At 68.5% G+C, this 23,860-nt stretch carries 16 protein-coding genes; 11 read left to right on the forward strand and 5 right to left on the reverse strand.

The annotated features are described in order from the left end of the window. Positions 1-792 precede the first annotated feature (792 nt). Positions 793-5,022 (reverse strand): translocation/assembly module TamB domain-containing protein, encoded by a 4,230-nt coding sequence (locus PGN12_15305; protein MEH3105252.1) that lies wholly within the window; start codon positions 5,020-5,022, stop codon positions 793-795. Further along, entirely contained in the window at positions 5,022-7,226 is a 2,205-nt protein-coding gene (locus tag PGN12_15310) for a BamA/TamA family outer membrane protein (protein ID MEH3105253.1), read from the reverse strand. Before PGN12_15310 ends, PGN12_15305 begins: the two co-directional genes overlap by 1 nt. A 293-nt stretch (positions 7,227-7,519) precedes the next feature. On the opposite strand from PGN12_15310, the gene PGN12_15315 reads away from it, so the two are divergent. The 5 genes from PGN12_15315 (at position 7,520) to PGN12_15335 (ending at position 15,658) form a co-directional block, all read left to right on the forward strand. Then, on the forward strand, positions 7,520-8,686 hold the full coding sequence (locus tag PGN12_15315) for an acyl-CoA dehydrogenase family protein (GenBank protein ID MEH3105254.1): 1,167 nt from the start codon (positions 7,520-7,522) through the stop codon (positions 8,684-8,686). Beyond that, positions 8,683-9,450, forward strand: a complete 768-nt coding sequence (locus PGN12_15320; protein MEH3105255.1) for an enoyl-CoA hydratase/isomerase family protein — start codon at positions 8,683-8,685, stop codon at positions 9,448-9,450. The genes PGN12_15315 and PGN12_15320 overlap by 4 nt, the downstream gene beginning before the upstream one ends. 110 nt (positions 9,451-9,560) lie before the next feature. Further along, positions 9,561-10,778, forward strand: a complete 1,218-nt coding sequence (locus tag PGN12_15325; protein ID MEH3105256.1) for an efflux RND transporter periplasmic adaptor subunit — start codon at positions 9,561-9,563, stop codon at positions 10,776-10,778. Positions 10,779-10,784: 6 nt separating this feature from the next. After that, entirely contained in the window at positions 10,785-14,090 is a 3,306-nt protein-coding gene (locus tag PGN12_15330) for an efflux RND transporter permease subunit (protein MEH3105257.1), read from the forward strand. Then, positions 14,090-15,658: an efflux transporter outer membrane subunit gene (locus PGN12_15335; GenBank protein MEH3105258.1), complete on the forward strand. Its 1,569-nt coding sequence runs from the start codon at positions 14,090-14,092 to the stop codon at positions 15,656-15,658. Before PGN12_15330 ends, PGN12_15335 begins: the two co-directional genes overlap by 1 nt. 117 nt (positions 15,659-15,775) lie before the next feature. Here the strand turns inward: PGN12_15335 and PGN12_15340 are convergent, their stop codons facing one another. After that, complete coding sequence (locus tag PGN12_15340; GenBank protein ID MEH3105259.1) at positions 15,776-16,114, reverse strand: phasin family protein; 339 nt, start codon at positions 16,112-16,114, stop codon at positions 15,776-15,778. Between the two features lie 143 nt (positions 16,115-16,257). Here PGN12_15340 and PGN12_15345 point away from each other — a divergent pair, with 143 nt between their 5' ends. Genes PGN12_15345 through PGN12_15360 form a run of 4 tightly spaced genes read left to right on the forward strand, consistent with a single transcriptional unit; the run spans position 16,258 to position 19,187 of the window. Further along, positions 16,258-16,779: a hypothetical protein gene (locus tag PGN12_15345; protein ID MEH3105260.1), complete on the forward strand. Its 522-nt coding sequence runs from the start codon at positions 16,258-16,260 to the stop codon at positions 16,777-16,779. Continuing rightward, a complete protein-coding gene (locus PGN12_15350; protein MEH3105261.1) occupies positions 16,776-17,378 on the forward strand; it encodes a peptidylprolyl isomerase in 603 nt (200 codons plus the stop codon). The genes PGN12_15345 and PGN12_15350 overlap by 4 nt, the downstream gene beginning before the upstream one ends. Before the next feature lie 52 nt (positions 17,379-17,430). After that, positions 17,431-18,663, forward strand: a complete 1,233-nt coding sequence (locus PGN12_15355) for a M20 family metallopeptidase (protein MEH3105262.1) — start codon at positions 17,431-17,433, stop codon at positions 18,661-18,663. Positions 18,664-18,668: 5 nt separating this feature from the next. Beyond that, positions 18,669-19,187: a biliverdin-producing heme oxygenase gene (locus PGN12_15360; protein ID MEH3105263.1), complete on the forward strand. Its 519-nt coding sequence runs from the start codon at positions 18,669-18,671 to the stop codon at positions 19,185-19,187. A 36-nt stretch (positions 19,188-19,223) separates the two neighbouring features. Here PGN12_15360 and PGN12_15365 read toward each other — a convergent pair whose 3' ends face one another. Next, positions 19,224-21,356, reverse strand: coding sequence for a GAF domain-containing protein (locus tag PGN12_15365; protein ID MEH3105264.1), 2,133 nt, complete (start codon positions 21,354-21,356; stop codon positions 19,224-19,226). Between the two features lie 139 nt (positions 21,357-21,495). On the opposite strand from PGN12_15365, the gene PGN12_15370 reads away from it, so the two are divergent. Then, positions 21,496-21,852, forward strand: coding sequence for a PilZ domain-containing protein (locus PGN12_15370; GenBank protein ID MEH3105265.1), 357 nt, complete (start codon positions 21,496-21,498; stop codon positions 21,850-21,852). Positions 21,853-21,921: 69 nt separating this feature from the next. After that, positions 21,922-22,461, forward strand: a complete 540-nt coding sequence (locus tag PGN12_15375) for a (2Fe-2S)-binding protein (protein MEH3105266.1) — start codon at positions 21,922-21,924, stop codon at positions 22,459-22,461. An 18-nt stretch (positions 22,462-22,479) separates the two neighbouring features. Here the strand turns inward: PGN12_15375 and PGN12_15380 are convergent, their stop codons facing one another. Further along, complete coding sequence (locus PGN12_15380; GenBank protein ID MEH3105267.1) at positions 22,480-23,742, reverse strand: L,D-transpeptidase family protein; 1,263 nt, start codon at positions 23,740-23,742, stop codon at positions 22,480-22,482. Positions 23,743-23,860 lie beyond the last annotated feature (118 nt).

Below are 23,860 nucleotides of genomic sequence, written 5' to 3' on the forward strand. Positions count from 1 at the left end.
AACGCCATTGAGCCATGCCTAACGATCCCTTAAGTAGAAGTCACCCTTCGGGGGGACACATAAGGGAGAGAAACCCATGCTCGCTTTCATCATCGCGCTTGCCGTCGGTCTCGTCGTCAAGCCCTGGTAATTCCAGCGGCGGTCCGGCCCGGGGTCGGATCGCCGAACCAGCGATGAAGCGGGAGCGCAGCGCTCCCGATCAAGCAGTGAGACGGCCGGCGACAGCTGGCCGATATCGGGTCTTCCAGCGAAATTCTTGAGCTTCAGGGTGTGATCCATCGCCCTTGAACCACCTCAAGCCGTCACCCCGGACTGGTTCCGGGGTCTACCGTCCCGCAAGAGCAACCGCCCATTTGCTGGCGGAACAGTGAATGCCGGACCGAGTCCGGCATGACGGGTGGTGGCTCCGCTTCATCTTTGATGGATGACGCGCCAGGACGGATCGACATTCATTGTTGCCTTCCCTGCCCTCGCCCCTCGCAGAGGGGAGAGGGCTGCGCAGACTTGGGCTTTGCGCAGCAAAGTCTTAGTCGGAGCTGGGTGAGGGGTGGCGCTCGCGCAAGCGAGCGCACGAGCCTTCGGCTCGCTCGACCCCTCACCCAAGCTGCGCTCGCCAGCAAGCTGGCAAGCTCCGCTATCCCTCTCCCCTGTCCAGGGGCGAGGGCAGCAGGACCACGATGAACGTCGATCGGCCCCAGGCGCGGCACGACCGCCAGCGCCGTCGTTCGTGCCGACCTGTCGGGCCGCGCATCGCCTCGGAACAAGTCCGAGGCGACATCACATCCCCTTCCGTTACCAGTCGCGCGAGTAGCGGAGCTGGACGTTCGATCCGCCGAAAGAGCCGGCCTGCGACAACAGGCTGATCGACTTGGTCAGCGCGATCGTCAGCTGGGTGGCGGTGAACCCGCGGGCGTCAGTGACGATCTCGATATAGATATCGTTCGTCAGATACTTGCCCGCCGCCAGCGCCGAGCCGCGCCCGCTTGCCTCATCCGCGCCAAGGATGCGCAGCCGGTCGAACCCGGTCGCCGAACGCAGCTTGCCGAGCGGATTGAGCCCGCCGCCCGACCCGCGCAGCGAATTGAGCGCAGAGGCGAGTTGCAGCGCCTCGGTCGCCGACAGATTCTCCGGATTGGTGCCGAAGAGCAGGCGGCTGAGCACCTCGTCCTGCGGCAGCGACGGGGTCGAGGTGAAGGCGATCTGCGGGCGCTGCCCGGTGCCGGTGATGTTGATGTTGAACGTCACGCCATCGTTGCTGGTGGTGGCGAGGATGTTGATGTCCGGGTCGGTGAGCGCCGCGCCGCCGCGGAAGCGCACCTGCCCGCGCGACACCTCGAAGCGCTTGCCCGCGAACGAATAGGTGCCGCGCACCAGATCAAGCCCGCCGCCGACCGTCGGCGCCGCGCTGGTGCCGCCGATCCGCAGGTCCATCGACCATTCGCTCTCCAGCCCCATGCCCGACACGAACAGCTGGTTGTCGGCGTGGACGCGCAGGTCGAGCTTGAACAGCCCCACCGCCGGTGCTTCCGGCCGATCGGTCGGCTTCGCAGGACGCGGCGCATCGCTCTTGCGGCGGATACCGGTCAGCTCGGGCACTTCGGCGGCGCCCTGGCGGATGATCTCGTAACGCGCATTGGGGACGAGGATGTCGCCCGAGATCAGCCCGCCATTCGCATTGTTCTGGATGCGGATGTCGCCGGTCGCGGTCGCGCCGAGCGCGTCGGACTTGGCGAGCCGCGCGTTGCGCATCGCCACGCGCACGTCGAGCGGGAAGCCCTGCGCCGCCGCGAGGCTGACGTTGCCCTGCGCCTGCACACTGCCGTCGCCGGCCTTCGCCTGAAGCTGGGACAGCTCCAGCCGGTCGTTGTTGAAGCGCGCGGCGATCCGCATGTTGGTCAGGCGGGTGCCATAGGTCTCGTTGGTGTAGGTCAGGTTGTCGGCGCGGATCAGGCCATTGATGCGCGGCGCGCCGACCGTCCCGCCGAAGTCCGCCGCGATCGCGATCGGCCCCGACAATTGCTGTTCGGCGAGCCCGGCGAGGCTGAACAGCACGCCCGACGGCCCGTTGTAGCGGATCCCGCCCGACAGCGGCCCCTGCATCAGCCGCGTCGTCCAGCTGCCGCTGCCGCTCGGCGTCAGCGTCGCGACCATCCGGCCGACCGGGGTGCCGCCGCGCTTGATGAGCGCACGCCCCTCGCCCGCCGCGCTGGTCAGCCGGCCCTGGAAGACGACGTCGACCGGCTCGGACACCGAGGTCAGGCTGGAGCGGGTGAAGTTGGCGATATTGACGCGCGCATCGGCGGTCGGGAACGCCTGACCCGCCTGCTGCACGTAATCGACGCTGCCGGTCGCCTGCCCGCCGAGCCCGAGATTGGGGACCAGCGCATTGAGCAAGGCAAGGTCGAGACGGTCGAGGCGCATTTGGGCGGATGTCGCGCCGCCGCCGAACCTGCCTGCCAGCCGCATCGACCCCTTGTCGAAGTCGAGCCGCGCCGGATCGAGGCGATAGCCCTTGCCCTCGGGCACGATCCGCGCCGGGGCGGCGGTGCGGAAATTGACGCCGTTCGCCGCGCCTTGCAGCGCCACCAGATATTGCGACGGCGACAGCTGCGCATTGGCGGCGAGGCGGAACGGCACGTTGTTCGAGCCGGTCAGCAGCGCCTGCGCGGTGCCGGAGCCGTTGGCGTAGTTCACGCGCACGCGCCCGGCCTCGATCATCGTCGCGCCGTAGCGCATGTCGGCGATCTGCGCGTCGGCGCGGACCTGCGGCCTGTCGTAGAGGACGACGTCGGCGTTGATGAGCGCGCGCCCTATCGTGAAATCGACCGCGCCCGGAATCTTTGCCGCCAGGGCGCGCGCGTTGACGCTGGCGCGCTGATACTTGCCCTCGGCGCCCAGCGTCGCGAGGCCGTTGAGCCCCTGACCGTTGAAGCGCACCTGCCCCGCGAACGGTCCGGCGGCGGTCTGGACGACACGCCCCGCGAACTGGACGCCCGCGAACAGCACGCGGCGGATGTCGACCGCGAGCTGCTTGCCCGGCGTGACCAGCACGTCGGCGGTGAACGGACCGTAATTGGTGCCGCCGGTCGCGTTGACCTGATACGACCCGCCACGCCCAACCACGCGCGCGTCGAGATTGGCGAGCCCGATCCCGACCCCCGGCCGCGGTGCGCGCAGCCGCACGACCGGCGCGGTCGCCGAGCCGGTGACGCGCGCGAACAGCGGGCCGTATTGCGTCGAATAGGCGTCGGCATCGACCAGCAAAGCGCCGCTCGCCGGATCGAACCGCCCCTGCCCGCGCGTGATGCGGAACTGCGGCGCGTTCATCTTCAGGCTCTCGAAGGTGACGACCCCCTCTGGCGAGTAACCGAAGCGCGTGCTGAGCACCGCATTGCCGCCGAGGAAGTTGCGCGCGCCCTCGTTGAACAATTGCTTGGTCTGCACCGCGACCCGGCCGGTGATCCCGAACCCACCGCGCGCGCCGGGGACCAGTTTCGCATCGGTCTGGATGTTGAGGATGCCGACGCTGTCGACGCGGAAGTTGTTGACGCGCCCCTGCAACCCGCCGGTGTAGCGGCCGGTCTCCATATTGGCGGCGATGATCGCGGTGGCGTCGATCGTGTCGGAACGGATGCGCAGATTGTCCGACAGGATGTTCGGCATCTGGATCGCCAGATCGCCGTCGATCCGCGCATTGGTGGTGAGGCCGCCGAGCGCCGGGTTGAGCCCCGCGATCCGCTTCGCACGCGCATGGACCGGCACGAGGATGCGGTCGCTGTTCACGCGCGCCAGCCCCTCGGCGTACAAATTCTCGACGCTCATCTCCCCAACGCCGAGCGAGGTGGCGCGAACCTTATAGTCGACGGTCGGGGTCGCGAACGCGCCGTTCAGCACCACGCGCGCCAGCACGTCACGCCCGCGCAAATCGGGGGCGATCGCGCCGGGCGTCAGCAATTTGGCGTCGACCGCGAAATTGCCGAAGCGGCTGTTCTTGAGGTCGAGCATCCCGCCGGCGTCGACCGCCAACGCGTTCGAAATCAGCTTGATGCGCGTATCGGCGCTGCGCTCGCCAAGCGTGACGTCGGCGGCGACCTGCAAGGCCGGCGCCGTCAGCCGCTCGACCGGGCCTTCGAGATAGAGGCCGGGGCGCGTCGGCCCGCGCACCTCGAAATGGCCGTTGCGCGCGGTGAGCGCGAGGTCCGCAAGCTGCCCGCCGCCGAGCGTGGCGAGCGCACGGCCCTGCCACGACGCCCAGCTGCCGCGCCCGGTGACCGTCGCGGTAAGTGGCGCCTTCAGCCCGCCCAATTGCGCGACCATCCCGCCCGCCGGGGCGGTGAGCCGCACGTCGACGTCGAGCTTGTTGTCGTCGGGCACTGCGTCGATCTTGACGCGCGCGACGTCACCGCCCGCGACGCCGGGCGCGCGCAACGCGACCGCATCGACCTGCAATTGCGCGCGGCGGTCGGCGATATGCGCCTGTCCGTCGAAGCGCGCGATGTGCCGCGCGCCCGATACCGCCGGCTCCATCACGAAGCGCGCGACCTGCAACCGGTTGATATCGATATCGAGGTCGGGGAGCAGCGGCGCATTGGGGTCGGTCGGCTCGGTCGACGGCTTCAGCTCGGGATTGCGGCGCAGCGTGATGAGCTGGCTGGCGACCGAGCGCACGTCGACATGGTTGTTGACGAAGGCGAACGGCCGCCAATCGACATCGAGCCGCGGCGAGGTGAGGAACACGCCTTTGGGATCGCTGACCCGCACGTCGCTGAGCCGCATCTGGCCGTAGAGTGAGCCGTCGATCCGCCCGACCTTGATGTTGAGCCCCGAGGCGGTGGTGTAACCGCCGATCTGGTCGGCGACGAAGCGGCGGCCGGGATCGGTGTTGATCCCCAGCACGATCGCCACGACCAGCACGAGCAGGCCGAGGATGGCGATGCCGATCCACTTAAGGATGCGGAGCCACAAGGGGCGGCGCTCCGTCGCGATCGTGTCCTCGCCCGGCGTCAGCGTCTCGTCAGTCATCAGAACGCCTGCCCGATCGAAATGTAGAGCGCGACCTTGGCATCGCCGGGTCGCGGGTTGAGCGGCGTCGCCACGTCGACGCGCATCGGGCCGAAATTGGTGTAGAAGCGCCCGCCGATGCCCGCACCGAAGCGCAGGTCGCTGCCGTTCGGCAGGCTACTCTCATAGGTGTTGCCGCCGTCGATGAACGGCACGATCCCGAAATTGCCGAAGCGGTAGCGCGCCTCGATCGAGAATTCGTTGAGGCTGCGCCCGCCGATCGGGCGCAGGTCCTTCACCTCGTCGCGATCCTCGTCGCCCGGCACCAGCGAGCTTTCAGGTTCGAGCGGCCCGAGCCGCTGGAAGCCATAGCCGCGCACCGAGCCGCCACCGCCACCGTAATAGCGCCGCGACGGCGCGATATCGTCGCGCGCGATCCCGAAGATGCTGCCCGCGCGAACGCGGCCGGCGATGACGAGGCTGTCCGATACCGGATAATAAGCGGTCGCCTCGACGAGGCTGCGCCCATAGGGCCGCACCGAGCCCTGCACCGACGTCTCCGGGCTGAGGCTCAGCTTCAGGCGATAACCGCGCGTCGGGTTGAGCAGATTGTCCGAAGTGTCGAACTGCACCTGCCCCGGCAGCGCCAGCACGCCATAGGTGCGGCGGACGCGGTCGTTCTCGGCGAAGTCGAAGACGCTTTCGTTCGTCCCGACCAGCTCGAAGCCATAGGCATAGGTGAACTTCTTCTGCCAGATCGGCGTCGAATCGTAGGAGATCCGCCCGGACAGCGTGCCGGTGAACGCCTCAAACGCGTCGTAATTGGCACGCAAGGCGCTCGCGACCAGCGTCACGGTGCGGTCGCGCTTGCCGGCGTTCTGGCGGCGGAAGGTCGCCGACAGCCCCTGCTGCTGCGTGCCCGCGATCGCGCCGAGGATCAGCGCGCCTTCGGGCGGGAAGCGGTTGCGGTTGGTGAACGTGCCCTCGATCGTCACGCCCTGCCCGGTCTGGAACCCCGCGCCGCCCGACAGGCTCTTGGCCGGCCCGCGCGTCTGGCGGACCATCAGGTCGACCTGCTCGGTGCCGTCGGGAAGGACCGTGCCGGTGCGCACCGGCTCGACCCCGACGCCGTTGAACAGCCCGGTCGCGACCAGCGCCTCGCGCAGGTCGTCGGTCTTGCGATTGTCGTACAGCTCGCCCTGATCGAAGCGCGGGAAGACGTTCAGGTGCTTGAGGTCGAAGACCGGATCGCCCTCCGTCCGCAACACGCCGAACGACGAGCGCGGGCCGGTGTCGACCGGCAGCGTATAGTCGCCGCGCGCGGTCTGCTCGTCGAGCAGGATGTCGCGCTCGCCGACCTTGACGAACGGATAGCCCTGTTGCGGCAGTTTCAGGCTGACGTTCGCCTCCGCGCCCTGCACGCGCAGCGCCTCGATCGGGTCGCCGGTGCGCAGCGGCAATTCGCGGCGCACCAGATCGGGCGGCGTGGTCTGGTTCGCCTGCACCGTGATCGTGCCGAGCTTGTACTGCTGGCCGGGCGTCGCGCTGACGATCGCCTTGATCTTCTGCTCGCCGCCGGGGACGGTCTCGATCGTCGAGATCGCGGTCGCGTCATAATAGCCGAACGACTTCATCAGCCGCACCGCGAGTTGCTCGTCCTCGCGGCCGCGCGCCGCGACCTGCGTGGCGTTGTCGGCCTTGCCCTTGCCTTCGCGCAGCGCCGACAGCGAGTTGAACTCGTCGGTCAGCCCCAGCGGGTCGAGCCCGCGCACCTCGCTGGCGTAACGGATATCCGGCGCGTCCTCGTCCTTGACATCAGCGACCGAACGCAGCGGCTCGGTGTTGAAGGTCGACAGCGGTTCGAGCGGCTGGGCGAGTGCCGGGTCGACCGCGGGCGGCGGCGGCAACGTGCCGGGGGTGATCGGTTGCTGCGCGGCGGCGTCTGCGGCGGGCGTGGTCGCGGGGGCAATAGTGTCGGCAGCCATCGGCTCGAGCGGCGCGTTGATGTCCCCCGACAGCGGCGGCAGCGCCTTGTCGAACTCGGCATCGGGGACGATCGGCGCGTCGCCCTGCGGATCGGCGGCCGGCGGCGTGTCGCGCGGCGCATCCGGCCCCCGCGCCGGTGCGGTGCCGGGCGTCTGGATCTGGGCCTGCGCCTGTCCGGCGATCAACGCGATCCCGGCGCTGGCCAGGAGCAGACGGGAGTGACGAACCGAAGAAACCAAGAACAACGCCCCTTTGTGCGGGAGAGTCCGGCAATCCGGTTTTGATCTCCCGTCCCACGGCAACGATCCACCGGCGAAACGGTTGCGCGTGGTGAGCCGGGGCGAGGCTCCTGTCGTCGCCCCGGACCTGTTCCGGGGTCCACTGTCCCGCAGGAGCAACGGCTTACGTGTTCGCGGTGCCGTGGATGCCGGAACAAGTCCGGCATGACGATGGGGCATTCCAGTAGCCGACACCGCTGGCGCCCGCCACGCCGACCGCCTAGGAACTGCGGCAACGAACGCTGGGAGAGCGCATGAATTTCGATCTCGACGACGATCACCGCATGATCGCCGAGCTGGTGCGACGCTTCGTCGATGACGAGCTGGTGCCGCTGGAGAACGGCCTGCTGGAGCGCGACGCCGCCGGGCATGGGCTGGAGCTGACCGCCGACGAGCGCGGCACGGTCGATCATATCTCGCGCGAACTGGGGCTGTGGGGGCTCGATGCGCCGGCCGATGTCGGCGGCACCGATTTGCCCGCGGTGGCGATGGTCGCGGTCAACGAGGCGCTGGGGCGGACGATCGTGCCGTGGACGCTCCCGCCCGACAGCCCGAACCTGCGGATGCTCGCCGCCACCGTCGACGATCGCCAGCGCGCGGCGTATCTGGCTCCCTATGTGCGCGGCGAGACGATCTCGGCGATCGGCATCTCCGAGCCGGGCGCAGGCTCCGACCCCGCCGGCATGAAGACGACCGCGGTGCGCGACGGCGACGACTGGGTGCTCAACGGCCGCAAGATCTGGATCACCAAGGCCGACCGCGCCGATTTCACGATCGTGATCGCGGTGACCGACAAGGAGAAGCGCCAGCGCGGCGGGATGAGCGCGTTTCTGGTCGATCGCGACGCGCCGGGCTTCTCGGTGGTGCGCCCGATCCCGATGATCGGCGGCGAGACGACCTATGAGGTTGCGCTCGACGATTGCCGCGTGCCGGGGTGGAAGCTGCTCGGCACCGAGGGGCAGGGCTTCGCGCCGATGCAGCTGCGCCTCAACACGCGCCGCGCCGAGATGGCGGCCAATGCGATCGGGATGGCGGCGCGCGCGCTCGACATGCTGGTCGACTATGCCCCCCAGCGCACGACCTTCGGCAAGCCGCTGAGCGAGCGTCAGACGGTGCAGAACTGGGTCGCCGACGCCGCGATCCGCATCCATGCCGCGCGGCTGATGGCCTATGATTGTGCGTGGAAGATCGATCAGGGTCGCGACGCGCGCACCGAGGTGTCGATGCTCAAGAGCTTCGCGCTGGAGATGGCGTGGGAGGTGCTCGACCATGTCATGCAGGCGTTCGGCGCGATGGGGATGACCCGCGAGCTGCCGCTGGCGCAGATGGCGGCGCGCATCCGCCTGATGCGGATCTACGACGGCCCGACCGAGATCCACAATTGGGTCGTGGCCCGCAACCTTCTGGGAACCCGCGCATGAAGCAGCATCTGTCCGTCACCCGCGAGGGCCATGTCGCCACCGTCGTGATCGATCGCCCGCCGCACAATCACGTCAACGCCGCGCTGATCCATGCGCTGGCCGATGTGCTGGATGAGCTGGACGCCGATGCGGACGTGCGCGCGGTGGTGCTCGCCACCGAGGGCCGCGTATTCTGCGGCGGGGCCGATCTGACCGGCGACAAGCCGCTCACCACCGAGGACGGCGAGAGCGAGACGCCGGCGCTCTACCGGGGCGCATACCGGCTGTTCTCGGCGCAAAAGCCGATCGTCGCCGCCATTCAGGGCGCGGCGGTCGGGGCCGGCCTCGGGCTCGCTTTGGTCGCGGACTTCCGCGTCGCCGCGCCCGAGGCGAAGTTCTCCGCCAATTTCGTGACGCTCGGTTTCCATGCCGGGTTCGGGATCAGCCTCACCTTGCCGCGCGTGGTCGGAAAGCAGCACGCCAGCCTGATGCTGCTCACCGGGCGGCGCGTGAAGGCGGACGAGGCGCTGCGTTTCGGATTGGTCGACCAGATCGCCGCCGACGCTCGCGCCGCTGCGCAGGCATTGGCTGCCGAGATCGCCGCCAACGCCCCGCTCGCGGTCGAGGCGACGCGCGCGACGCTGCGCGCGGGGCTGTCCGAGGCGGTGCGCGAGCGGACCGAGCATGAGCGCGCCGAGCAGGATCGGCTGATGCAAACCGACGATTTCCGGGAAGGTTTGCGCGCCGTCGCCGAGCGGCGGCCGGGACAGTTCCGGCGCGGCTGACGAATAAATGTTCGCCGGTGCGAAACATTTGCGACAAATAGCGCTTAGCCCATCGGCACCCCCGCGGTCGGACAAGGCATAAAGTGACAGAACGTTTGATGGTACGGCGGATGCGCGACGCAGCCGGGCTGGCGAGCCTTGCGGCGGCGCTCGCCCTGTCCGCGTGCGGCGGCGGCAGCGGCGGCGATCAGGCCAAGGGCAAAGGCGGCCCGGGCGGCCCCGGTGGCGGGCCGACCACGGTCGGCTATGTCGTCGTCCAGCCGACCGCCGTGCCGACGATCAGCGAACTGCCCGGCCGGACCGTCGCCTATGAAAGCTCGCAGGTCCGCCCGCAGATCACCGGCGTGATCCAGAAGCGCTTCTTCACCGAGGGCGCGCTGGTGAAGCGCGGGCAGCCGCTCTACCAGATCGACCCGTCGCTCTATCGCGCCGCCGCCAATCAGGCACAGGCCAATGTCGCCAACGCGCAGGCGACGTTCGCCGCCGCCAAGATCCGCGCCGACCGCTACAAGCCGCTCGCCGAGATGGAGGCGATCAGCGCGCAGGACTATACCGACGCGGTCGCGCAGCAGCGGCAGGCCGCGGCGCAGATCGGCGTCAACAGCGCGCAGCTCGACAGCGCGCGCGTCAATTTGCGCTTCACCACCGTCCCCGCGCCGATTACCGGGCGGATCGGGCGCTCGCTGTTCACCGTCGGTGCGCTGGTCAGCGCGACGCAGGCCGATCCGCTGGCGACGATCCAGCAGCTCGACCCGATGTTCGTCGACATCCAGCAATCGAGCACCAACCTGCTCGCGCTGCGTCGCGCACTCGCGGGCGGCGGCGCTGCGCCCGCGCGCGCCGAAGTAACGCTGAAGCTGGAAGACGGCACCGATTACGGGATCAAGGGCACGGTCGAATTCGCCGAGGTCGTCGTCGACCAGAGCACCGGCACTGTCACTTTGCGCGCGCGCTTCCCCAACCCACAGGGTCTGCTGCTGCCGGGCATGTTCGTCCGCGCCGAGTTCGCGCAGTCGATCCTGAAGAACGCGTTCCTCGTGCCGCAGCCGGCGATCAGCCGCGATGCCAAGGGCAATGCGACGCTGTTCGTGGTCGGCGCGAACGGCAAGGCCGAGCAGCGCAACGTCAAGGCCGATCGCACGCAGGGCGCCTATTGGGTGGTCACCGACGGGCTGAAACCCGGCGAGAAAATCATCACGCAGGGCCTCGCCAATTTGCGTCCCGGCGCACAGATCCGCGCAGTGCCCGCCAATGCACCGCAGCCGGTGAAGGCCCCCTCGCCCGAGGAGATGAAGAAACAATCCGGCGGTCAGGGCAAGGCGGGCTAGGCCGGCATGTCCCGCATCTTTATCGACCGCCCCATCTTCGCATGGGTGCTGGCCATCATCGTCATGCTGGCCGGGGTCGGCGCGATCCTGTCGCTGCCGATCGCGCAATATCCCGACGTGGCGCCGCCGCAGGTCTCGATCCGCGCCACCTTCCCCGGCGCGAACGCACAGACGATCCAGAACAGCGTCACGCAGGTCATCGAGCAACAGCTGACCGGCATCGACGGACTGCTATATTTCCAGTCGAGTTCGTCGAGCCGCGGTTCGGTGACGATCACCGCCACCTTCGACAAGGGCACCGATCCCGACATCGCGCAGGTGCAGGTCCAGAACCAGGTCCAGCAATCGCTCAGCCGCCTCCCACAGCAGGTGCAGCAACAGGGGCTGGTGGTCCGCAAGTCGAACCCTGACTTCCTGTTGATCGTCGGCGTCTATGACACCACCGACAAGCTGACCAACCAGGACGTCTCCGACTATCTCGTCTCGAACCTGCAGGACCCGCTCGGGCGTATCCAGGGCGTCGGCGACACCAACGTGTTCGGCTCGCAATATGCGATGCGGATCTGGCTCGATCCCGCCAAGCTCAACAGCTACCAGCTGATGCCCGGCGACGTCATCACCGCGATCCAGAACCAGAATACCGAAGTCGCGGCGGGCGAGATCGGCGGGCAGCCGAGCCCGTCGACGCAGATGCTCAACGCGGTAGTCACCGCGCAGTCGCGGCTTCAGACGCCCGCGCAATTCGCGCAGATCATCCTGAAGACCGAACAGGACGGCGGCACCGTCCGCCTTGCCGACATCGGGCGGATCGAGCTGGGCGCGGAAAGCTACAATGCGTTCAGCCGCGTCAACCGCCATCCCGGCGCAGGCATCGCGGTGCTCCTCGCGCCGGGCGCCGACGCGCTGAAGACCGCCGAGCTGGTCAAGGCACAGGTCGAGCAGGCGTCGAAGGCGTTCCCGGCCGGGCTTACCTATGCCTTCGCCAACGACACGACCGACTTCATCAAGCTGTCGATCGAGGAAGTGGTCAAGACTCTGATCGAGGCGATCATCCTCGTCGTCATCGTCATGTTCGTCTTCCTGCAAAGCTGGCGCGCTACCTTGGTGCCGGCGATCGCGGTGCCGGTGGTGCTGCTTGGCACGTTCGCGGTCTTCTATGTCGCGGGCTTCTCGATCAACACGCTGACGCTGTTCGGGCTGGTGCTCGCGATCGGCCTGCTAGTCGATGACGCGATCGTCGTGGTCGAGAACGTCGAGCGGCTGCTGGAGGAAAACCCCGGCATGACCCCGCGCGAGGCGACGATCGAATCGATGAAGGAGATTACGGTCGCCCTCGTCGCGATCGCGCTGGTGCTGTCGGCGGTGTTCATGCCGATGGCCTTCTTCGGCGGCTCGACCGGCGTGATTTATCGCCAGTTCTCGCTGACGATCGTGTCGGCGATGGTCTTGTCGGTGCTGGTCGCGGTCATCCTGTCGCCCGCGCTGACCGCAACCTTGCTCAAGCAGACCCACGACCAGCATGGCGATCCGATCGAGGAAAGCTGGATCGGCCGCAAATTCCCGCGGGTCGCGCACGGGCTGGAGCGCGCGCGCGACGGCTTCAACACCACCTTCGATCGCGGCGTGGCGCGCTACGTCGCGGGCGTGCGGCGCGTGATCGACCGCAAGGCGTTGTTCCTGCTGATCTATCTGCTGACGGTCGCCTTGCTGGCGGTGCTGTTCCTGCGGATGCCGACCGGCTTCCTGCCCACCGAGGATCAGGGCGCGGCGATCGTGCAATTCCAGCTGCCGGCCGGCGCGACGCGCTCGCGCACCGAGGACGTGCAGCATCAGGTCGAAAATTATCTCGCCACCAGCGAGGGCAAGAACGTCCGCACGATGTTCACGGTCAGCGGCGGCGGCGGTGGTGGTGCGAGTGGGCAGAACACCGGTCAGGGGTTCGTCAATCTTGCGCCATGGGACGACCGCAAAGGCAAGGAGAATACCGCGGATTCGATCGTCGCGCGCGCCTCGGCGGCGTTCCGCGGCTTGCGTGACGCGCGCGTCTTCGCGCTGGTGCCACCGGCCGTGCGCGGGCTGGGCCAGTCGAACGGCTTCACGATGGAATTGCAAAATTCCGGCGGACTGACGCAGGAGCAATTCGCCGCCGCCAAGGACAAGTTGCTCGCCGCCGCCAACGCCGATCCGGCGCTCGCCTCGGTGCGGCTGACCGAACTGCCCGATACGCCGACGCTCAAGATCGATATCGACCAGCAGAAGCTCGCCGCGCTCGGGCTGACGCAGGCCGACGTCAACACGACGCTGTCGACCGCTTGGGGCGGCCGCTACGTCAACGACTTCGTCGATCGCGGGCGCGTCAAGCGCGTGTTCGTGCAGGGCGATGCGCCGTACCGCGCCGCCCCGACCGACCTCAACCAGTGGTTCGTGCGCGGCTCGAACGGGCAGATGGTGCCGTTCGCGGCTTTTTCGCAGATCGGCTGGAGCCAGGCGCCGGTAACGCTGTCGCGCTTCAACGGCATCCCGTCCTACGAATTCCAGGGCGCGGCGGCCGAGGGCAAGAGTTCGGGTGACGCGATGGCGCGGATCGAGGAACTGGCGGGTCAGGTGCCGGGCACCAGCGTGTCCTGGGCCGGGCTGTCGTTCCAGGAGCGGCTGTCGTCGGGTCAGGCACCATTGCTGTACGGGCTGTCGATCCTCGTCGTCTTCCTGTGCCTCGCCGCGCTGTACGAAAGCTGGTCGATCCCGTTCGCGGTGCTGCTGGTGATCCCGCTCGGGCTGATCGGGGCGATCCTGTTCACGACGCTGCGCGGGCTGGTCAACGACGTCTATCTTCAGATCGGGCTGCTGACGACGATGGGGCTGGCGGCGAAGAACGCGATCCTGATGATCGAGTTCGCCGAGCAGGAGGAGAAGAAGGGCAAACGCGTCATCGACGCCGCGCTGGAGGCGGCGCGGATCCGGCTGCGCCCGATCCTGATGACCAGCCTCGCGTTCATCTTCGGCGTGCTGCCGCTGGCGATCTCGACCGGCGCGGGCGCGAACAGCCGCATCGCGATCGGCACGTCGGTGATCGGCGGGATGATTACTGCGACGGTGCTGGCGATCTTCTACATCCCGCTCTTCTTCGTGCTGGTCCGCCGCGGCTTCCGCGACGGCTGGAAGGGGTTGCGGCGCGGTGCCGATCCCAGCCCCGATTCTGGCCCCGACGACGACGGCCCGCACGACCATGGCGGTCATGCGACACCCGACGCGCCGAAGCGATTGCCGCGCCCGATCGACAAGCCCGCGCTGCCTGCGCCGGAGGGGGCATAATGGTCCGCCGTTTCGCTACACTGACCGCCACGGTCGCGCTTGCGGGCTGCTCGCTCGCACCCACCTATGTGCGCCCCACCCCGCCGGTGCCGACGTCATGGCCGGTCGGCGACGCCTATCTGCGCCAGAGCGAGGCAGCGCTGCCCAGCGTCACCTATCGCGACATCTTCCGCGACGCGCGATTGCAGGCGCTGATCGAACAGGCGCTGGTCAACAATCGTGACCTGCGCGTCGCGGTCGCCAATATCGAGGCGACGCGCGCGCAATATCGCATCCAACGCGCCGATCTGTTTCCGCAATTGAACGCCACCGGTGCCTACAGCTATCGCCAGAACAGCCGATCGGGCGTGAACACCGGCGTCAACACCGGCGGCACGGGCACCGGGACCGGTGGAACCGGCACAGGCGGCACGGGAACGGGTGGCACCGGAACCGGGGGCACCGGCACCGGCACCGGCGGCACGACGGTCGTGTCCAATTCGAACAGCACCTTCCAGGCGCAGCTCGGCGTCACCGCGTTCGAGATCGACCTGTTCGGGCGCGTCCGCTCGCTGACCGGCGCGGCGCTGTCGCGCTATTTCGCGCAGGAGGCGGCGGCGCGTGCGACGCGGCTGACGCTGATCGGCGACATCGCCAGCGCGTGGCTGAATTATGCCGCCGACAAGAGCCTGTTGACCGTCGCCGAGCAGACCGCGGTCGCGGCGCGCGCCAGCGTGCGACTGACCGATGCGCGGCGGCAGGGCGGCGTCTCGCCGCGCACCGACGTGCGGCAGGCCGAGCAGATCCTCGCCACGGCCGAGGCCGATCTCGCCGAGCAGCGCACCCTGCTGGCGCAGGACGTCAACGCGCTGCAGCTGCTGGTCGGCGCGCCGGTCGATGCCGCGCAACTGCCCGCCGGGATCGAACAGGCCGCGCAGACGATCGGCGAGCTGCCCGCCGGGATCGACTCGGGCGTGCTGCTCCGGCGCCCGGATGTCGTGCAGGCGGAATATTCCTTGCGCGCCTTCAATGCCGAGATCGGCGCGGCGCGCGCGGCCTTGTTCCCGCGCATCTCGCTGACCGGGCTGGTCGGCTTTGCGAGCACCGCGCTGCGCACCCTGTTCTCGGGCGATTCGTTCAATTGGTCGGTGGCGCCCAACGCCAGCTACCCGATCTTCCGCGCCGGTGCGGGACGCGCGAACGTGGATTACAGCGTGGCACAGCGCGATGCGGCGCTCGCCAATTACGAACTGACGATTCAAAGCGCGTTCCGCGAAGTCTCCGACGCACTCGCGCGGCGCGGGACGATCACCGACCAGCTTGCCGCCAACCAGCGCTTCTATACCGCGGCGGTCGACACGCTGAACCTGACCAACGCGCGCTATCGCGGCGGGATCGACACGTACCTGACCTCGCTCGATGCGCAGCGGCAATTGTACTCGGCGCAACGGACGTTGGTGGCGACTCAGTTGGTGCGTGCGACCAATCTGGTCACGCTGTACCGCACGCTGGGCGGGGACTCGATGCTCGACGTCACCGATCAGGCGCCGCGACCGGTGGGTGGTGACATCAACAGCACGCGCCCCTGACGATGACGAAAAAAAGCCCGTTCGTGCTGAGCCTGTCGAAGCACGGGCCGCGTCACACGCCCTCCGACAAGCTCAGGGCGAACGGCGGTTGATGATCGCGCCGCTCGCCTCGCAGGATTAACCGTTCGAGTCGTTTCCGCTACCCGGCGCCACCGCCGCCCGGCCGAACTGCATGATGAGCTGCCCGATCTCCCGCGCCTGCTCCATCGAGCGCTGGCCCTGGCTGCGCAGGAAGTCGCTCTGGATCTGCATGACCTGCGACAGATCCTTCGCCTGCGCCGCCGCGCGCATCGCCGCAAAGGCTTCCTGCGTGTTCGCCTCGACCTGATCGAGGATCTTGGTGCTGATCGTCTGGCCGCTTTCCATCATATGCTGGCCCGACGCGCGGAGACGGTCGGTGGCCTGCTGCGCCGCGTCGGCGGCGGCGCGGCCCATGTCGTTGCGTTGATCGGTCATCGTCGCTCTCCCTATCGATGGCGTCAGGCTGCACGTTCCGGCTGAACCCGGCAAGCCGGCGGTTGGTTGCCTCGGCGGATCGAACACCGGGCTGGTGGCGACGCGCACGGGACGGTATGGAACGGCATTATCGGAGCCCCAGAATGTCGTTCGCCTTCCCCCTGCTGCTCGCGTCGGCGCTATTTTCGGCGCAGGACGTGTCCCCGCCCGAACCATCCTGCACCGCCGCGCGCCCGGCGATGCCGGTCGGGCTCGAGAACTGGGGCACGCGGGTCGCGCTGGAGGCGGGCGCCGCAACGCGCGGCGCGCCGGTGATCGAGGTCGGCCGCGCCGCTGAACTGCGGCTGGTCCCGCTTGCCCGCCTCGCCCCCGCCGCCCCGCCAACCCGCGATCCGGGCACCGGAAACAACGCGGGAATGGCGCTGTTTCAGGTACTTCGTCCCGGCACCTACCGGATCGCGCTCGGCGCGCCGGCGTGGATCGAGGTCGTACGCGGCGGCCGCGCCCTGCCGTCGGCGGCGCATAGCCACGGCCCGGCGTGCACCGGCATCCGCAAGATCGTCGACTACCGCCTCGCGCCGGGTCGCTACGTCCTGCAACTCACTGGCGCAGCAGCGAATACGCTCCCGGTACTGATCGCGCCGGCACAGCGGGGCGCGGCATGATCGCCGCGCTGATCGCCTTGGCACTCGCCGCGCCGCAAGTCGCCGCCACCCCGCCCTCCGCCGCGCCGGCGGCCCCTGTCCCCGCGACGCTGACCCGGGTCGTGCTGACCACCGACGCCGGCCCGATCACGATCGGCGTCGACACCAAGGCCGCGCCGATCACCGCCGCCAACTTCCTGAAATATATCGATGGTAAGAAGCTGGACGGCGTGTCCTTCTACCGCGCGGTGAAGGTCGCGGACGGCTACGGGATCGTGCAGTTCGGCACCCGCAACGACGCCAAGCGCACGTTGCCGCCGATCAAGTTCGAGCCGACCACGCAGACCGGGCTCAGCCACACCGACGGCACGATCTCGATGGCGATGGCCGCGCCGAACACCGCCACCGGCGACTTTTTCGTCGTGGTCGGCGACCTGACGTCGATGGACGCCAAGGACGGACAGCCCGGCTTCGCAGCCTTCGGGCGCGTGCTGGAGGGGATGGACGTGATCCGCAAGATCCTGCTTTCCCCCACGTCCCCGACGATAGGCGACGGCGCGATGAAGGGGCAGATGCTCGCTCCGGCGATCCGCATCACCAGCGCGCGCCGCGCCCCCTGACGCTTCCGCCGGCATGACGGATCGGTTACAGCGGTGACCAAAGGAGTCCGTCATGACCAGCACGCTCGCCACCCGAACCGACTGGACCGCGATCGGCGCCGCCGAGTTGGCGGACGTCATCGCGCTGCGCCGGGCGATCCATGCCGAGCCCGAGGTCGGGCTGCATTGCCCGCTGACCACCGCCAAGGCGAAGGCAGCGCTCGCCGGCCTGCCGCTCGAGATCCACGACAGCACCAGCACCACCGGCTTCGTCGCGATCCTGCGCGGCGGGCGGAGCGGCGGCACAGGGTCGAACGGACGCACCGTGCTGTTGCGCGGCGACATGGACGCGCTGCCGATGAGCGAGGAGACCGGGCTGCCGTTCGCCTCGACCGTCCCCGGCAAGATGCACGCCTGCGGGCATGACGCGCATACCGCGATGCTGGTCGGCGCGGCCAAGGCGCTGAGCGCGCGACGCGACGAATTGTCGGGAACGATCGTCTTCATGTTCCAGCCCGGCGAGGAAGGCCATCACGGCGCGCGGCACATGATCGCCGACGGGCTGCTCGACGTCGCGCGGCCCGAAGCGGCGTTCGCGCTGCACATCCTCCCCAATGCGCCCGCAGGCATGTTCGTGGGCCGCGAGGGCGCGATGCTCGCCTCGACCGATACGGTGCTGGCGACGATCCGCGGCAAGGGCGGCCACGCCGCGATGCCGCACGAGGCGATCGATCCGATCCCGGTCGCCTGCGCGATCGTCACCGCGCTGCAACAGCATGTCGCGCGCCGCGTGCCCGTCGCCGATCCGGCGGTGCTGACGATGACTCAGATCCACGCCGGATCGTCGCACAACATCATTCCCGAGGAAGTGCAGCTGATGGGGACGCTGCGCACCTTGTCGGAGGCGACCCGAACCGCAATGCGTGAGGCGTTCCACCAGATCGCGCAAGGAATTGCCGCCGCGCACGGCTGCGTCGCGGAAACGACGATTGACGAAGGCTATCCGGTGACGGTCAACGACGCGCGCGCGACGCGGCTGCTGCGCGAACTGTCGTCGGAGGTGCCGGGCGGCGCAGGCTGGACCGCGATGCCTGCGCCGATGATGGGCGGCGAGGACTTCAGCTACGTGCTGCGCGAGGTGCCGGGCGCGATGGCGTTCGTCGGGGTCGCCGCGCCGGGCAGCGACTGGCGCACCAACCCGCCGCTCCACAATACGCGGATGACGATCGAGGAGAATGTGCTCGCCACCGGCGTGGCGATGCATTGCGCGGTGGCGGAGCGCTTTTTGGAGCGCGGGCTGGACTGACGCCGATGTCCGCAATGACGATGCTGCGCGACGCGACCGGCGCGGCGCATGAGGCGGTCGACGCGGCGTTCGGCGCGCACGATCTGGCCTCCCCCGACGCGTATCGACGCTTCCTGCTGGCACATGCGCGTGCGCTGCCGGCGGCGGAACGGATAATGGCAGCACTGCCGTTTACGCAGAATCTGCCGGTACGCACGCCGTTGCTGGCGGCCGATCTCACGGACTTGGGCGTCGCGGCGCCCGCCCCCCTGCCCTTTGCGCCGGGCGACGATGCGGCGACCTTGTGGGGTGTGCTCTATGTCGTCGAAGGCTCGCGACTGGGTGGCGCGATGCTCGCGCGACAGGTGCCGCCGGAGCTGCCGGGGCGGTATCTCGGCGCGGTGCACGCATCCGGCCAGTGGCGAGCGATCCGGGTCGCGCTGGACGAGGCCGCGTCTGGCGAGGGCACCGACTGGACCGCGCGGATGATTGCCGGCGCGCTGGCCACGTTCGCGCTCTACGCCGAGGCGGCGGGAAAAGACTGACCAAGTCCGTCTGTTCCGCGATTCGGTCGCTGAAGCTCAGGCCGCCTCGATCGGCGCGGTCAGCACCGCGCGCAGGCCGGGGTCGTTGTCGAGATAATCCATTTGGCCATCGATCCGCTGGATCACCGCGCGCATCATGCGGCTGCCGAACCCCTCGCCATTGCCCTGCTTGCCGACGCCCTGATCGGCGACGATCAATCTCAGTCGATTGCGATATTGCTCGAGCGTGATCTCGATCGGCCCGCCCGATTGCCCGGGATAGGCATATTTGGTCGCGTTGATGACCAGCTCGGCGGCGACCAGCCCGATGTTAACCGCGCGGTCGGTCGGGATCAGCACCGGCGCGATCGACAGCATCATGTGCCGCGACCATTCGTCGCCCAACGACGCCTTCAGGTCCTCGAGCAGTTCGCCGAGGTAGCGGCTGAGATCGATCGTCTTGATCTGATCCTCGCGATATAGCCGGCGGTGAACCAGCGCGACCGCCGACAACCGCGAGCGCGCCTCGCGCAGCTGGTCCGCGACGATCCCCGGCCCTGCGTCGCGCGCCTGGATCGCCAGGAACGACGAGACGAGTTGCAGGCTGTTCTGCACGCGGTGGTCGACCTCGCGCATCAGCAGGTCCTTCTGCGTCAGTAGCGCGTCCTTCTCGGCGCCGGTCCGCTCCAGCTCCTGGTTCAGCCGTCGCAGTTCGTTGGAGGCCCGCGCCTCGCGGAGCAGACGGCGCAGGCGGTTGGCCCCCTCAATCTGCTCGAGCGTCCAGCGCCGCGCGCGTCCGCGAACCGTTTCGTGCCACGATGCGAACGAAGCGCGCGGGTGAAGCGTCGCGGCGGGATCGTGCGGGATCGCCTTATGCGGATTGCCCGCCCATTCGATCTCCTCGATCTGCTCGACCCGCAGCCACATCAGCGTGTGCCGCTCGTCGATGCGCAGCGCCAGGACACCCGCAATCGCGCCGAACGTGCCGGCATCGGGCCAGTCGACCGCCAGCTCGCGGGTCGAGAACACCGGCCCGTCCTCGCGCAGCGCAGCCCAGCGTAGCAGGTCCAATAGATCGAGATCGGCCGGTGCGATGCCCGATGTGGTGACGGTCTGGTCGCGGACCAGCGCCAGCCCATCAGCATCGAGCATCCGCCGCAGCTCGTCGCCACGCTCGCCGAGCACCCGGAACGGATCGTCCTCCTGCAGCAGCGGACGCAGCGCGTCCTCCTCGCTGCGGAGCGCAAGACGGACGCGATATGCTTCCGCCTCCTCCTTGGCGATGATCTGACGGGCCAGCGCGCCGGCCATCGCCGCGGCCGCGGCGCGGACGCTGCGCGGCATCAACCGCGGCGTCATGCTGTGGCAGGCGACCAGACCCCACAGCAAGCCGTCCTTGACGATCGAGATCGACGCGGATGCCTGAACCCCCATGTTGCGGAGATATTCCACATGCACCGGCGACACGCTGCGGATCGCGACATCGCTGAGGTCGACCTGCTCGAACCCCGCGGGACGTATCGGGGCAGGGACATAGCCGGCATCGGGGATCACGCGGGTACGATTGCGGACGTACAAGGCGCGCGCCTGCCGCGGGATGTCGCTGGCCGGAAAATGATGGTTGAGGAACGACCGCAGTGCGGGGTCGCGATCTTCGGCGATAACGCTGCCCGCCTCGTCATCAAGGAAGCGATAGATCATGACGCGGTCGAACCCGGTCAGCGCGCGGAACGCCACCGCCGCGCGATCGGCCAGCATGCGCAACGTGCCCGCCCGCTCGAAACCGGCGGTGATCGCGTCGAGCCAGCTGAGCGTGGTGGCAACGGAGCCCGGCTCCGCCTCGATCGGCTCCAGTTCCGCAATCAGCCACGACCCGGCGCGGTGCAGGGCCACGTCATGCCCCGAAACCGGCATGCCCAGTACCGTACCGCCGGGTCCAGGCGCGGCATCGGTCATTGCGGCCACGTCCTGTTGCAACAGCGCCGAAAGATTCGCGCCGAGCCAGTCCGCACTCAGGACCTGCTCGATCGCGCCCGCGCCTGCGGTGATCCGCAACGTCTGCGGATCGGCGATCAGCATGATACCATGCGGTTGTATCGCGCCGGAAAGGTGAATAGGCTCGCGATCGCAAGGCGTGAGGGCACTAACCGCCGAAAGAAGTGCGTCGCTCGACGCCGTTTGCGGATCCATCCGATGCCACTATGGCAATGTCGCGACGACTGGCAACCGTTCTTACGCAGATCAACCGATTAAACCGCGTCCGGCGGTTGGGGGTCAAAGGGCCGCCTTAACCACCTGTTTGCCATGCCCGTGCCAAGGGAGATGCCTGATGTCCGATTCTCCTCCCCGCGAACCGCGCAGCAGCGTCATCCTCTATGCGCGTATCGCTCACCGCGACCGCGCGACGGAAGCACGTGTGCGCAATCTCTCCGCGACCGGCGCATGCATCGACAATCCCGGCGAACTGACCAAGGGTGACCATGTCGAGGTGACGATGGGGTCGCTGGTCGATCTGCCCGCCGAGGTCATGTGGACGTCGGCGAATCATACGGGGCTGCATTTCACCAAAGGGGCGATCGATCTGGCCGAGGCGCGCAAGCCGCGCGATCGCGGCGCGACCACGGCCAAGGCGAGCGCCGGGTGGATCGACAACCTTCATCACGCCTACCGCCGACGCGACGCCTGACCCTTTGTCGGGGCGGGCGCTCCGCACCAGCGGGTTGTTGCACCGCCCGCGCGACGATAGGTCGGCGATATGACCCGCCTGACCGTCAACAACGAGGCCGTCGAATTTCGGATGGCGCCCGACACGCCATTGTTATGGGCGCTGCGTGACGCGTCCAATCTGACCGGCACCAAACATGGCTGCGGCACCGGAAGTTGCGGTGCATGTACCGTCGATATCGATGGCCATGCGGTACGATCGTGCCAGGTGCCGTTGCGGCAGGTGGAGGGAACGTTCGTCACGACGATCGAAGGCCTGTCACGCGAGCGCGCGCATCCCGTCCAGCTTGCGCTGATCGCGGCGAACGTGCCGCAATGCGGTTATTGCATACCGGGCATCACCATGGCCGCCGCGGCGTTGCTCAAGCGCGATCCGATGCCGTCCGACGACACGATCCGCGCCGCGATCACCAATATCTGCCGCTGCGGCATCTATCCGCGGCTGGTGGAGGCGATCCAGCGCGCCGGCCGCGCGATCCGCGGCGACGAACGCCTGCCCGCCGCGCCGCGGCCGGGGATCGAACCTGCCGACGCGGCGCGGCGTGTGCCGGCGCTCAACCCGGGAAAATAGTCGGCGAGCCGGTCGGGGCTAGCTCGTCCGGCCGTCGCGCCCGTAGACGTCATCACGGAACGCAATGCTCCGCGGCCCGCCGCTGGTGGCGGTCAGATAGGTGAGATAGACGGGCGTCGGTGCGGTGAGCGCGACCGCCTGCTCCGGCTTCTTGCCGGGATTGAGCGGCTTACCCATCAGCCAGCGCGCCAGCCGCGGCGCATCTTCCAGCCGGATACATCCGTTGCTGAAATGACGATCGTCCTTCGTCAGCAGCGCACGATTGGGGGTGTCGTGCAGATAGATCCCCTCGTCGTTCGGGAACAGGAATTTGACCTTGCCCATCGAGTTCGCCGGCCCCGGCAGCTCGCGCAACCGCAGCTCGCGCTTGCCCGCGGCGACCGCCGGCCAGTCGATCGCGCTCGCCGGGATCGGGCGCGCGGCGGCGGTCCAGTCGCTCAGCGCTTCCATGTTCAGCGACGCCAGCGTGCGCCCGCCGAGCACCTTGGTCGCGATGTTCTTGCGCACCAGATAATCTGGGACGTTCCAATAGGGGTTGAGGATCGCCCATTGCAGCGTGCCGGCGAGCATCGGCGTCTGCGTCTCGCGCGTGCCCACCACGACGCGCATCGTGCCCTTGGTCGCGCCCGCCTCATAGAACCACAACCGCCCGGACGAGGCGTCGACCTCGACATGTCGCGTCCACGGCCCCGGCAGCAGACGTGCGCGATCGAGGTTGAGCCGCAACCGCAGCAACGCAGCGGGGGTGATCCCGCCACGACGCGCCCGCGCAGACAGGTCGCGCAATTCGACGTAGCGCGGGCTCATCCAGCCCATGTCCTTGACATAACCGGCAAAGGATTTGGGGAAGCTCGCCGCGCGCAGCACCGCCTCCGGCTTCGGCCGCTTCGGCTTGAGCACAGGATCGGCCCATTTCATCCCGACGTCGCGCGGCTTGCGCTGATCGCGCACAAACTGGACGAACGCCTCGGACAGCGCCAGTTCCGCCGCCGCCACCCCCGCAGGGTCGCCGCCGCGCGCCGCACCCAGTCGTTCGCGCAACTTGCCGACATCGTAGGACGACGGCTTGAGATTATCGAGGTCAGCGTCGCTTAGATAACCGATCAGCGTGTCCGCGGCCGGGCCGATGCGGCCGCCGCTGGCCCATAAGGGTGCGTAGTTGCGCTGTGCATAGACGCGCGCCATCCAGCCGCCCGCTGCGGCGCGGATCGCGCCCGCGACCACGCGATCGCGCGCCAGATCGGCCGCGGATTTCGCAGGCCTGGCTCCGGGCTTCTGCACCCGGCTCTTCGTCGTTTTCGGCTTCGCGATCCTTGCGGCAGCGGCCTTCGCCTTCGCCGAACGCGACGCAGCCGCCGACGCCGAGGTCATCGGCGCGGCGACTGCCAATATGATCGCA

Origin of the sequence: Sphingomonas phyllosphaerae (assembly GCA_036946405.1) — a bacterium.
GTDB classification, from domain to species: domain Bacteria; phylum Pseudomonadota; class Alphaproteobacteria; order Sphingomonadales; family Sphingomonadaceae; genus Sphingomonas; species Sphingomonas phyllosphaerae_D.

Excerpts from the sequence above, each read along its gene's own strand:
- PGN12_15365 (MEH3105264.1), bottom strand. The coding sequence starts at position 21,356 with ATGGATCCGCAAACGGCGTCGAGCGACGCACTTCTTTCGGCGGTTAGT.
- PGN12_15355 (MEH3105262.1), top strand. The coding sequence starts at position 17,431 with ATGACCAGCACGCTCGCCACCCGAACCGACTGGACCGCGATCGGCGCC.
- PGN12_15325 (MEH3105256.1), top strand. The coding sequence starts at position 9,561 with ATGCGCGACGCAGCCGGGCTGGCGAGCCTTGCGGCGGCGCTCGCCCTG.
- PGN12_15320 (MEH3105255.1), top strand. The coding sequence starts at position 8,683 with ATGAAGCAGCATCTGTCCGTCACCCGCGAGGGCCATGTCGCCACCGTC.
- PGN12_15350 (MEH3105261.1), top strand. The coding sequence starts at position 16,776 with ATGATCGCCGCGCTGATCGCCTTGGCACTCGCCGCGCCGCAAGTCGCC.
- PGN12_15315 (MEH3105254.1), top strand. The coding sequence starts at position 7,520 with ATGAATTTCGATCTCGACGACGATCACCGCATGATCGCCGAGCTGGTG.
- PGN12_15370 (MEH3105265.1), top strand. The coding sequence starts at position 21,496 with ATGTCCGATTCTCCTCCCCGCGAACCGCGCAGCAGCGTCATCCTCTAT.
- PGN12_15335 (MEH3105258.1), top strand. The coding sequence starts at position 14,090 with ATGGTCCGCCGTTTCGCTACACTGACCGCCACGGTCGCGCTTGCGGGC.
- PGN12_15305 (MEH3105252.1), bottom strand. The coding sequence starts at position 5,022 with ATGACTGACGAGACGCTGACGCCGGGCGAGGACACGATCGCGACGGAG.
- PGN12_15360 (MEH3105263.1), top strand. The coding sequence starts at position 18,669 with ATGTCCGCAATGACGATGCTGCGCGACGCGACCGGCGCGGCGCATGAG.
- PGN12_15330 (MEH3105257.1), top strand. The coding sequence starts at position 10,785 with ATGTCCCGCATCTTTATCGACCGCCCCATCTTCGCATGGGTGCTGGCC.
- PGN12_15375 (MEH3105266.1), top strand. The coding sequence starts at position 21,922 with ATGACCCGCCTGACCGTCAACAACGAGGCCGTCGAATTTCGGATGGCG.
- PGN12_15340 (MEH3105259.1), bottom strand. The coding sequence starts at position 16,114 with ATGACCGATCAACGCAACGACATGGGCCGCGCCGCCGCCGACGCGGCG.
- PGN12_15345 (MEH3105260.1), top strand. The coding sequence starts at position 16,258 with ATGTCGTTCGCCTTCCCCCTGCTGCTCGCGTCGGCGCTATTTTCGGCG.